Here is a 12,358-nt window from a genome sequence, read left to right on the forward strand (position 1 = left end):
CCCCTTCTTCTCGTGCCTGCAATAGGTCGTGCGCTGACACGTCCATCCTCCAGCTTCACCAGCAGCTCCGGCGAGCCACTGACGATCTGTAAATCCGGCATACGCAGCATCCCCATATAAGGGGAAGGGTTCAGCAGACGCAGCCATTCATATATATCCTCTGGGCGGGCTGCAAGCGTACGTTGCTGGCGAATCGACAGGTTTACCTGAAATACGTCACCCTGTGCGATATATTCTTGTACACGTTTCACAGCATGCTCAAAATCGGTCTGGTCGAATGCTGCTTCCCAACCTTCAGATTCATGATGAACAGTCAACGACTCGGCTTCGGCAAGCCTTGTACAGCGCCGAGGATACGCTGGATCAGTCTCTCCGCCATCCATGATTTTCTTCCACTGAATCAACATCCGTTCTGCCCGCCGGGCAGCTTCCGCATAAAGCTCGGAAAGTATGTTTTTGGGCTCAGCCAGCGCAGCATGAACAGCGCAATATATGCACGATTTTTCGTGATCATAAATCCACAGCTCATTTACTCGCATCCATACATAATCAGGTATGTCTGTATCATCTGCAGCCTGAATGGGCAAACGCTCCAGCGAGCGAGCTACATCGTAGCCCAGATAACCCGCAAATCCTCCAGTGAAAAAAGGCAGGCCAGGTACACGCGGCGCACGGTAGGGGGCAATCCAGTCGTTCATAATGGTCAAAGGTTGACCATATATATCACCATGCTCCCCATTTTGTAGATCCGTCCAAACTGCATGTTCTCCCTTGCCCTCCAATAAGGCAACCGGATTTAAGCCCAAATAGGTGTATCTCCCGCCTTTACCGCTCTCCAGCAAAAAGGCATATGGCGATGAATCCTCCCACGCCTTGCGCCATGATAACGGTAACCCTCCCACGGGTAACTGATACTCAGCAATATAAGGAAGTATACTCCAACCCTCCTCCTGCCAAACCTGCCACTGTGCGGCCGTCACTCTAGCTGTCGATTTCATCTGTGTGCGCTTCCCCTTCCATTCCTTAGCGAAAAGTCTGTATTCTCTCCTTAAAAAGAAACCCCCACCCCCTGACAACAGGGAAATGAGGGATTACTTACATATAGTATACACAAATGCGGCGTAATTACAGCTCGAAATTGTATAGTGGTGTACTCAGATAACGTTCGCCATTACTTGGAATAATGACAACAATTCGTTTACCCTTGCCCAATTGCTTAGCCAGCTTCAAAGCCGCGTGAACAGCCGCACCAGAGGAAATACCCGACAAAATACCTTCTTCCTTGGCTACTTTACGCGCTACCTCAAAAGCTTCATCGTTTTCTACATGAATAATCTCATCATAGATGTCACGGTTCAAAATTTCAGGAATAAAGTTGGCACCCAGTCCCTGAATTTTGTGAGGCCCTGGCTTACCGCCAGCTAATAATGGAGAAGAAGCCGGCTCTACAGCGACAATTTTAATTTCCGGGAATTCCTTCTTGAGCACTTCTCCGGCGCCAGAGATAGTTCCGCCCGTACCCACGCCTGCTACAAAAGCATCCAGAGATCCGCCGATGGAGCGAATCGCTTCAACAATCTCAGGACCCGTCGTTTCACGATGAATTTTGATATTAGCTTTATTTTTGAACTGCTCTGCAGCAAAATAATCCGGATTTTCACTCAGCAGCTCTTCCATTTTCTTAACAGAACCGTTCATACCTTCCGATCCAGGTGTCAACACAAGATCAGCTCCGTAAGCACGCAGCAGGTTACGGCGTTCTATACTCATCGTTTCTGGCATAACGATTACTGCCTTATAGCCCTTCGCAGCAGCAACCATAGCTAAACCGATTCCTGTATTACCGCTAGTCGCTTCAATAATTGTACCACCTGGTTTAAGCAGCCCTTCACGTTCAGCTTCCTCTACCATACTAATGGCAATACGGTCTTTTACACTGGAGCCGGGGTTTTGATATTCCAGCTTCAAATAAATTTCAGCGCTATCTTCCGGTACGATCCGATTCAGGCGAACAAGGGGAGTTTCCCCAATAAGTTCGGTAATGTTATTAACGACTTTAGCCATAATAAGTTCCTCCCTGACTGTGATGTTATATTAAAAAAAACGAAATCATATTTGTAGATCATTCTTGCTTTATGCTGCTCATTTAATTTCCGATAAAAATAGTGGGTTTTATACGCTAATCATAACAATCTTCAATTCCAATGTCAATACAAGCGATAAAAACACGATGCTGCTGATCCGCCCTTTAGCACCGTGCTTCCTCAATCCCAGAACGTCTTGCCATGCTCATAGAGAAGCAGACGGCCTATCTTTATCGGATAAAATACGCGCTCCGTACTTATCGCGCAGGCTTTTCTCAATCTCTTCCAAAGGAGCCGCCTGGGCAAGCGCAAGAGATCGACCGATTTGCTGCCGAATCTGTTGCTTGTCTGGAGAAGCTTTCAGGCGGATATCCTGTACGTAGATCACGGCATAACCATCGTCAACAGAGATGGGACCGGCAACATCCCCAGAGCTTAGCTCTCTCGCTGCCTTCATAATCGTCTCCGGTTGAAATGGATCATACTCATCCACCCACCCCAGCTGTCCGCTAGTATTTTTCCCAAAGGGCTGACCTGAAAGCTCTTGAACCAGTGCATCAAATCTTTCCCCTTGTTTGACCCGTTCGAGTAACGCCTCTGCTTCCTCGGCTTTAGACACATAAAGGGCTGCCAGTTTGATCTGCTTGCCCGCAGCAAATTGCTCGGGATGCTGCTTCCAATACTCATCAATCTCCGCTTCCTGAATTTGAATACCCTGCGTGGCTATTTTCTCCAAGCCAATCCGGTATTCCGCTTCATTCCGCAAATCAACCGGACCTAGACCAAGCTGCTGCTGCATTTCCTCAAAATAGGCTTGAGATGAAGCATATCCTTGACTGTCCTGCTCCAGCACCTGCTGTAGATCCTCTTGGGTGACCTTAATACCAAGGCGCTTGGTTTCAACTTGCACGACTTTACGATTCAACATTTGCAACAGCGTATTGGCTCCGTATCGCTTCTTCAGTTCTGCAACCCACTGTTCCTCCGATATGCCCTCCTGACCGATCTCCGCCACAGTATGATCGCCGTCATCCTTGCTTATATCACCCGGCTTTACCAGCCCCCGAAGCATGATCAGACCACCCAAGGCGGTGATGCTAACGGTCAGGATAATGACAGCTGCCCATAATCCTTTCTCCCGTGTAGTCATCTCTCGCACCGCCTATCCGGTTAGGCTTTGGCCTGATCTAACAGATTTTGCAAATCGTCCTTGTTAAACTGATAAGCCTCATTACAGAAGTGGCACACAACTTCGGCCTGTCCTTCTTCCTCAATCAATTGTGTCAATTCGCTTTCTCCCAAGCTGACCAATGTTTTTTCTACACGTTCCCGTGTGCATTCACATTGAAAATGAATATCCGTCTCGTCGAGAACCCGAACATCCGGCAGCATCCAGCGCAGCATTTCATCAAGCTCCAGTCCTTGATCGAGCAGAGCTGTAACCGGTGGAAGTGAGCCGACCGCATTTTCAATGGCTGTAATTTCGTCATCATTCAAGCCGGGAAGCAACTGAATAATGAATCCGCCTGCCACAATAACGGAGTTATCGGTATCCACCAACACGCCCAAGCCCACCGCCGATGGTGTCTGCTCCGATTTGGCAAAATAATAGGTAAAGTCCTCACCCAATTCACCGGAAATAATCGGAATACTACCGCGATAAGGCTCTTTTAATCCCAAATCCTTGATGATATGAATAAAGCCTTCTGTACCTACGGCACCTGCTACATCCAGCTTGCCCATGCTGTTGCTCGGCAAATGCACATGCGGTTCGGCAACATAGCCTCGCACCTCACCTGCCGCATTGGCATCCACGATGATTTGCCCAATCGGCCCGTTACCTTTAACTTGGATGGTCAGTCGCTCTTTGCCTTTTAGCATAGAGCCCATAATGGCACCCGCTGTGAGCGTACGTCCCAAAGCAGCGGTAGCGGTAGGATAAGTATCATGTCTTCTCCGCAATTCCTCCACCAACTGTGTTGTACGAACAGCAAAAGCTCTAACCCTTCCATCCATGGCTGTTCCACGAATAAGCCGATCCTGTTTCTTTTCCATATTGATATCCTCCCTATGCTCCAAGGCAGCTGCGCTGCTTATTTTTTTGTTCGTGTTTGCGCTAATTAAAGCATGATTTCCTGCTATATAAACAACCTGTATTGACAGATCACGCGAATCGTTCAAAAACGTAACATATTTCAGTATAGACGAAAAACGCCGCTAATCCAAACCGATAAGATCATCGGCTGGCCTCAGCGGCAGCTCTATATCCACTTTTTTATTCAGCGTTGCGTTGGTAAATGATGCGCAAGCCTTCGAGCGTCAGCATCGGCAATACCTTCTGAATGCTCTGTGTCTCAGATGCGATGAGCTCAGCAAGTCCTCCGGTAGCAATAACCGTAGGCTCTGCCTGCATTTCTTCCTTTATGCGCTTCACAATACCATCCACTTGGCCCGCGTAACCGAAAATAATCCCGGCTTGCATAGCATGAATCGTATTACGACCAATAACCTTCTTGGGCTTCTCCAGCTCGATGCGGGGCAGCTTGGAAGCCCGTTGATACAATGCCTCCGTCGAAATTCCAATACCCGGCACAATCACTCCGCCCAAGTAGTTTCCCTTGTCATCAATACAATCAAACGTCGTTGCTGTTCCAAAATCCACCACAACCAGTGGCCCGCCGAACCGCTCGACCGCAGCAACTGCATTCACGATCCGGTCTGCCCCTACTTCACGCGGATTTTCATAACGCAGGTTAAGACCGGTCTTGATTCCCGGTCCGACGATTAACGGTGTTCTGCCTATGTATTTATCACACATGTCCTCCAATACACGAACCAACGGCGGAACAACAGAGGAAATAATAACCCCTTGAATATCATCCTTTAACACGCCACCCATACTAAAAAGATTATGTATAAGTACGCCGTATTCATCTGCGGTTGCCTGTCTGGAGGTACTAATCCGGTAATGATGCAGCAGTTCGGTCCCCTCGTACATCCCCAGAACAATATTGGTATTCCCTACATCCACTACAAGAATCAATGGGTGTCACCTAACTTTCTTCGCGTTAAGGTCAAGGCTGATATCCAGGTTATGAAAGGAATATGTCAGCCTGCCTACAGAAATCACATCTACACCGCTCTCAGCCATCGCACGTACGGTATCCAGCGATACATTGCCTGAGGCTTCCGTTTTGACATGTGGAGCCCGTTCACGAATGAAACGAACTGCCTCCTTCATATCCTGAACGGACATGTTATCCAGCATAATAATATCCGCCCCGGCATCCAGAGCTTCCTGAACTTGCTTCATGTTCTCTGTCTCAACCTCAATGGTCATGGTGTGCGGTATATGAGCACGTGCTCGACTTACTGCCTGTGCAATCCCGCCTGCGCCCTTAATATGATTATCCTTAATCATAACAGCGTCGTACAGGCCAAAGCGATGATTGGAACCGCCGCCCACACGAACAGCGTATTTCTCCAGCAGTCGATGTCCTGGTGTTGTTTTGCGTGTGTCCACCAAGCGGGTGGCAAGCCCGTGCAATTGATCTACAAAAGATTGAGTCCGCGTTGCAATGCCGGACATCCGTTGAAGCAAATTGAGTGCCAGTCGCTCTCCGGTCAAAATTGCATGGGTACTCCCATTCACTTCTGCCAGAATGCTCCCCTTTTTGATCGCCTGTCCATCGGTCACCAATGGAGTGAATGACAAGGAAGGATCGACTACCTGAAATACAAGTTCAGCCACAGGTAAACCCGCAACAATGCCAGGCTCCTTGGCATGTATTACAGCCTTTGACTGGTGACCCGGCTCAATCGTCCAGCGTGTGGTTACATCGCCGGAACCCGTATCCTCACGCAGCCAGCTGCGAATCTGTGCCAACAACTCTTCCTGATATCCGCTAAACTCTCCATAATGCTCGCTGTTAGATGTCATGAACACCCTCCTCCGTTATGCCTTGCTCGCGTCGCTGCTGAACATGCTTCTGCCATATGCTATCATCTGTCTTAGGGAAATCCTCGCGATAATGCGCTCCTCGGCTCTCCTCGCGCAGCAAGGCACCGTCTGCGACTAACAAAGCACAAGTGAGCAAATTGGCAAATTCGATCTCTTCCCGGCTGGCGATTACAGCCTTAAAAACGGGCAGTTGTGCGTGCAGCTCATCTAATGCCACTTGCAGCCCTTCCCCGTGCCGACGCACTCCAGCATAACGAACCATTGTTTCTTGCAGCTTGTGCCGCTTCTCTACGACAGATGAAGCCAGGAGCTCTGCACGGTTATCGCTGTAAGCTAATAACGTATGACCGGCAAGCGGTGGCAAAGAATGCAGCCGTTCAATAATTCTGCTGCCGAATACGATAGCTTCAGATAACGAATTACTCGCCAAACGATTAGCTCCGTGAACCCCTGTGGAAGAAACCTCCCCACAGGCGTACAAACGAGCAATAGAGCTTTCCCCATACAAATTGGTCTGAATGCCACCCATCATATAATGCGCAGCAGGCGCAATCGGAATCCAGTCTGTGGTCATATCCAGGCCATAAGACAGGCACGTCCGATAAATTGTTGGAAAACGTTGCTTAATCCGCTCAGGCGGTTCATGTGTAATATCTAGGTATACAAATGCAGCTTGGGTACGTTCCATTTCATGAACGATAGCACGGGCTACGATATCTCTAGGCGCAAGCTCTTGCCGGGAATCATACTGCTCCATGAACCGTTCTCCATGGATATTGCGCAGCACAGCACCTTCTCCCCGTACGGCTTCGGAAATCAGAAACCTCGGAGCACCCGGATAGCATAACGCCGTCGGATGAAATTGTACGAACTCCATATCCCGCACAATCGCTCCTGCACGATATGCCATAGCGATACCATCACCGGTTGCAATATCCGGGTTGGTTGTATAACGGAATAACTGCCCGCTTCCTCCCGAGCATAAAATCGTTGCGTTGGCAGTTACGTACAATCTTTCGCCCTCCGGCCTTTGGATGAGAGCTCCGATACATTCGCCATGCTCCGTCAGCAGGTCGATGACCATACATTCTTCCCACACTTCGATAGCGGGATGAGCAGCAACCTGCTTTGACAGCGCACGGACAACCTCATATCCGGTAGCATCTCCGTTCGCATGCAGGATGCGCCGATGACTGTGTGCACCTTCCTGTGTTAGCGCAAGTTCACCATTCTCCCGGTCAAAGGCCGTCCCTAAACGTATTAGCTCCTGTATACCACCTGGACCTTCATGTACAAGCGTCCTGACTGCCTCCGGTTCACACAAGCCTGCACCAGCAATCAGAGTATCCTGCATATGAGAAGCAGGTGTATCCTCGTCCGATGTGACAGCTGCGATGCCGCCTTGTGCATAACGTGTGTTGCTCTCCATCAAAGCCTTTTTGGTGATCAGCAACACGTTCCGATCCTCCGCGGCCTTAATCGCCGTATATAAGCCTGCAATACCTGAGCCGATAATTAACACGTCGGCTTCCAATTTAGTCAATTCCGCTACATCAAAATCAACTAGATATCTTGGAATCATGCCTTCACCTGATTTCACAGAGAATAGCGCACACCATAGGTTGTACAGTATGCGCTCACGGTATATGTTCAAAAGGATAATAAGTCTAAGTCAATTTGAGCGGCTGTTGGCTTGTTTATACTAAGAACACGATAGCCGTTTATTTAACAATAAATGTACACAACGTTCCTCGGTTCTGTCAAATCACATCAGTAACAATTTCCCATATTTTAAAAAGCTCCGGAAAACCAAAAGTTACTGGTTTCCCGGAGCTTTTATATACACTCATTCAACGATCAGGTTGTTGTCGGCGGAGTGCCACCGGAGTTGCCTGAATTGTTATCATCTTCTGGCTTCTGCAGGTTAGGGATATCATTCGGTTGATCCGTTGTATTCTTAGGCTCGTCATCCTTGCCTTGAATACGTACACGAACGTCCCCAATGTTATCAATCACAGGCTCACCGATTTCCGGTGTTCCTTCACCCTCATTCGTGCTGCCGTCCAAAGAACCTGTCTCGATCAAACGTTTAATTTGTTCAAGCTCCAAGGTTTCTTCTTTCAGCAGGGTTTGAGCGATCAGATGAACCTCTTTGGAATGCTTGGTCAGGAGCTCTTTAGCACGTTCATAAGAGTCAGTGATGAAGCGATTCATCTCTTGGTCAATCTGATAAGCGATCTGATCACTGTAGTTCTGCTCATGACCGATATCCCGTCCAAGGAAGACCTGACCTTGTGAAGTACCGAACTGCATTGGACCGAGCTTCTCACTCATACCGTATTCCACAATCATGCTGCGTGCGATGCTTGTTGCTTGCTGGAAATCACTGTAGGCACCCGTACCGATTTCGCCGATAAACAGCTCCTCGGATACACGTCCGCCCAACAAACCGGTGATTTTATCCAGCAATTCCTGCTTGGTTGTCAGCATGCGATCTTCCTTCGGAAGCATGATGACATACCCGCCTGCACGTCCACGTGGAATAATCGTTACCTTGTGAACCATGTCTGCGTTTTCCAGGAAGTAGCCGATAATCGTATGGCCTGCTTCATGGTAAGCAACAATTCGTTTCTCGCGGTCACTGATTACGCGGCTGCGTTTTTCTGTACCTACGATGACACGGTCGATGGCTTCATCTACTTCTCGCATAGAAATATCTCTGCGGTTACGACGGGCTGCCAGCAAGGCAGCTTCGTTCAACAGGTTTTCCAGATCAGCGCCTGTAAATCCTGTTGTACGTTTGGCGATTACATCCAATTTAACATCCTTCGTCAATGGCTTGTTGCGTGCGTGTACATGCAATACAGCTTCGCGGCCTTTAACATCTGGACGGTCTACCGTGATTTGACGGTCAAAACGTCCCGGACGAAGCAATGCCGGGTCGAGAATATCTGGACGGTTTGTAGCGGCTACGATAATGATACCTTCGTTTGCGCCGAATCCATCCATCTCTACGAGCAATTGGTTGAGCGTTTGCTCACGTTCATCGTGTCCGCCACCCAATCCAGCGCCACGTTGACGTCCAACCGCATCAATCTCATCAATGAAAATGATACATGGTGCGTTCTTCTTCGCATTTTCAAACAAGTCGCGAACACGGGAAGCACCGACACCGACGAACATTTCTACAAAATCAGAACCCGAAATGCTGAAAAACGGTACACCTGCCTCGCCTGCAACGGCTCTGGCCAAGAGTGTCTTACCTGTTCCCGGAGGGCCCACTAACAGTACACCCTTTGGAATACGAGCGCCCACAGCAGCGAACTTACGCGGGTCCTTCAAGAATTCTACGACTTCGACAAGCTCCTGCTTCTCTTCGTCAGCCCCTGCCACGTCCTCGAAGGTAACCTTCTTCTTCTCTTCGTTATAAAGACGGGCTTTGCTCTTACCAAAGTTCATAACTTTACCGCCGCCGCCCTGTGCCTGATTAAACAGGAAGAAGAACAGCAGGAACATGATCACCAAAGGAATAATAGAAGTCAAAAACGTCAACCAGATGCTTTCGCCTTCCATTTTCTTCTGTACGTATTCAAACCCGTTCGTTTCGCTGGCATTAACCAGTTCACTTAGTGCTTGATCCGTTGGCGGAACATACACGGAAAAATTAATGGATTTAGCATCAGCCGGCTGCTTCTTATATGCACCGGTTACAAGATAGGCGTAACCGTCAAATTGGACCGTTACTTTAGAGATGTTATTAGCTTTAACCTCTTGCCGTAATTGGTCATATCTAGGGAGATCGGAGGCTTCGTTACTGTTGCTAACAAATTGAACGATACCCACCACAACTAAAAAAAGAATCAAATAAAAACCAGAATTCCGGATGAACCGATTCATCCCCTACCTCCTCTCGAGACACTTAAGTTATTTTACCATAGCCTGTAAGTCCTTCTCAACAAAGGGCCTTATTTAGTCTTAGGACTGGAGGCTGAGAATTAGCTGGTGTAGATTTCCGGCTTCAAAATCCCTATGTATGGGAGGTTCCGGTAGTGCTCGGCATAATCCAGACCATAGCCGACAACAAAGGCATCCGGAAGCGTAAATCCGGTATAATCTGCTTGAAGATTAACAGTCCGGCGTGCAGGCTTGTCAAACAAGGTTACGACACATACCGAATTGGCATTACGGTTCTTAAGCAGTTCAATCATATGCGTCAGCGTCAGGCCGCTGTCGATAATATCTTCGACAATCAGAACGTCGCGTCCTTCAACGGATGCGTCCAAATCTTTAATGATTTTAACAACTCCCGAGGACTTCGTGGATACTCCATAACTTGATACAGCCATGAAATCAAGCTCCAGCGGCACTGTAATGGATTTAACCAAATCAGCCATAAAGATAAACGCGCCCTTCAGCACGCAAATCACCAATGGATTCTTTCCTTCATATTTTACGCTGAGCTGTGCGCCCAATTCCTGAATTTTACTCTGAAGTTCTTCTTCGCTGATTAATACTTCCTGAATATCATTCTGCAACGGTGTAAACCTCCTAAGTTTATACTATGAAAGCCGTTCCTGTGCGATTATCGGTGCCCCGGACTCTCCAGTCTTTGCCATGACATGTATATAACCGAAGACGTGTGCTTTTGCACTGCGGCATGTACAGAACGCCGCACGCCCGGAATCCAGAGAATAGCTCCAGAATGGTCACATACGATGGGAATAACGGAACGAAGTGAAGGAGGAATTTTTCCATCAATGAAAATATCCTTAACCTTTTTTCTTCCGTTTAATCCCATGACATGCATGGCATCTCCAGGTAATCGTGAGCGTATGGTCAACGGCAAACTCAATTCATCCGCGTCAAACCATGCCTCCTCCTCATTCGCAGGATAGAGTCCATCCGAATAGGAGGTTCTTCGCCACCGAAGCACACCACCCGCCTCAGGCAATTCAAGCTCGCCAGACATAGGCAATACGTCTAGTCCATAACACCATTCGCTCATAAATCCTCGCGTTCGGTCAAACAAACCCGCTTGGTCATATTCGCGGACTCCAACCGCACCGCCACCCAAGTCCAAGCTCCACGTGGACGGTTGTTCCTGAAGAAGTTTCAGTCGAACGGTCTCAATTTTACGAAAATCTAAATTTTCACTGTCCGAAGGCAGATAATTTAATATTAGTTTAATCAACCTCCGTTGTAAAGCAACGGGTAGCTTGCGATAGGAAGCAATGGAAAACATGTACCTCCCGTTATCCAAGCGTACCAATTCCTCATATACCGACAGCGTTGATGCCTCCACAAAGTCATTTTCTTCAGCCATCGTTTCGGCCAGCCGGTTGAGGGATGATGTCAGTTGCTCATTATATTGCCCCAAAAAAGGAAGCACATCCATGCGAATGGCGTTACGACGGTATTTGGAGGTTAAATTGGTGCTGTCCGTCACATAGGAAAGGCCATAAAACCTGCAGAACTCAATCAGGTCAGCTTTGTACATACGCAGCAACGGGCGAATGAGTTGCACATTTTTTTCTGTGCGCGCCAGACGCATACCCGCCAAACCCGCTGGACCGCTGCCGCGCAGCAAGTGCAGGAGAACTGTTTCGGCCTGATCATCGCCATGGTGGGCCATCGCAATATGCTGTGCTCCCCACTTGGCAGCCATATCATGCAAAAAGGAATAACGCAGCTCACGGGCTGCTTCCTGTGGACCTTTCCCGCTTTCCTTCATATAAACGGGCACATCCACCCGAATCATTTCAAACGGAAGCTTCAGCTTTCGGGCTATGCCCTTTACCTCTTCAGCCTCCGCATCCGATTCCTCTGGCCTGAAGCCATGATGAACGTGAGCACAGATGAGCTGCAAAGGCATATGTATAACGGATATTTCATGTAAAATGTGCAAAAGGGCCACCGAATCCGGCCCACCGGATACAGCAACCACAATGCAGTCTCCGGGGCTCCACAGTGAATGATCTCGCGCGAGGGCGAGTACTTCCTGTACAACACCGGTCGGTTTGGTTGTTCCCATTGACGACCCTCTCTTCTCCCGACCGTAAAAATGATGATCATCTGTTATCTTATGTAAGTCATGCTGCTACCGCAACGCTATCCAGAGCGCCCCAGCCAGCAGCAAAAGTGAAACGGTAAAAGCATATCCCAGCCAGCGTGGATTCCCTCGTTTGGCCGACGATTGCCTGACATGCGCTGAAGCCAGACGCGACCAGGATCGGGCCGCTGCACGGGTATCGGAATATTCTCCACGCACTGCACCGAGCAGCCATTCGGCGTAGGGGCGTAATACACGGCTGCG

The 12,358-nt window shown here is 48.7% G+C and carries 10 protein-coding genes and 1 pseudogene; all 11 read right to left on the reverse strand.

What is annotated here, in order from left to right; translation table 11 throughout:
* The coding region (locus L693_RS0103440; protein WP_025716060.1) for a chorismate-binding protein at positions 1 to 998 on the reverse strand (998 nt) is incomplete at its 3' end.
* 127 nt (positions 999 to 1,125) lie between these two features.
* Entirely contained in the window at positions 1,126 to 2,064 is a 939-nt protein-coding gene (gene cysK, locus L693_RS0103445) for a cysteine synthase A (protein WP_025716061.1), read from the reverse strand.
* Positions 2,065 to 2,289: 225 nt separating this feature from the next.
* Entirely contained in the window at positions 2,290 to 3,234 is a 945-nt protein-coding gene (locus tag L693_RS0103450; RefSeq protein ID WP_025716062.1) for a peptidyl-prolyl cis-trans isomerase, read from the reverse strand.
* Positions 3,235 to 3,254: 20 nt separating this feature from the next.
* Positions 3,255 to 4,139: an Hsp33 family molecular chaperone HslO gene (gene hslO, locus L693_RS0103455; RefSeq protein WP_025716063.1), complete on the reverse strand. Its 885-nt coding sequence runs from the start codon at positions 4,137 to 4,139 to the stop codon at positions 3,255 to 3,257.
* 220 nt (positions 4,140 to 4,359) lie between these two features.
* Positions 4,360 to 5,127 (reverse strand): type III pantothenate kinase, encoded by a 768-nt coding sequence (locus L693_RS0103460; protein WP_025716064.1) that lies wholly within the window; start codon positions 5,125 to 5,127, stop codon positions 4,360 to 4,362.
* A gap of 6 nt (positions 5,128 to 5,133) precedes the next feature.
* Positions 5,134 to 6,024 (reverse strand): carboxylating nicotinate-nucleotide diphosphorylase, encoded by an 891-nt coding sequence (gene nadC, locus L693_RS0103465; protein ID WP_025716065.1) that lies wholly within the window; start codon positions 6,022 to 6,024, stop codon positions 5,134 to 5,136.
* The gene (gene nadB, locus L693_RS0103470; protein ID WP_025716066.1) at positions 6,014 to 7,627 is read right to left on the reverse strand and encodes an L-aspartate oxidase; all 1,614 of its coding nucleotides are present in this window, start codon (positions 7,625 to 7,627) and stop codon (positions 6,014 to 6,016) included. Before nadB ends, nadC begins: the two co-directional genes overlap by 11 nt.
* A 275-nt stretch (positions 7,628 to 7,902) precedes the next feature.
* Positions 7,903 to 9,942 carry an ATP-dependent zinc metalloprotease FtsH gene (ftsH, locus tag L693_RS0103475; RefSeq protein ID WP_025716067.1) on the reverse strand — a complete coding sequence of 680 codons (2,040 nt, stop codon included), beginning with the start codon at positions 9,940 to 9,942 and terminating at the stop codon, positions 7,903 to 7,905.
* A gap of 98 nt (positions 9,943 to 10,040) precedes the next feature.
* Positions 10,041 to 10,580, reverse strand: coding sequence for a hypoxanthine phosphoribosyltransferase (gene hpt / locus L693_RS0103480; RefSeq protein WP_025716068.1), 540 nt, complete (start codon positions 10,578 to 10,580; stop codon positions 10,041 to 10,043).
* Between the two features lie 47 nt (positions 10,581 to 10,627).
* Positions 10,628 to 12,076: a tRNA lysidine(34) synthetase TilS gene (gene tilS / locus L693_RS0103485; protein ID WP_025716069.1), complete on the reverse strand. Its 1,449-nt coding sequence runs from the start codon at positions 12,074 to 12,076 to the stop codon at positions 10,628 to 10,630.
* A 66-nt stretch (positions 12,077 to 12,142) separates the two neighbouring features.
* Positions 12,143 to 12,358: pseudogene (locus L693_RS0103490) on the reverse strand (serine/threonine protein kinase); the annotation flags it as partial.

The organism is Paenibacillus sp. 1-18, assembly GCF_000520755.1.
Classification (GTDB): Bacteria; Bacillota; Bacilli; order Paenibacillales; family Paenibacillaceae; genus Paenibacillus; species Paenibacillus brasilensis.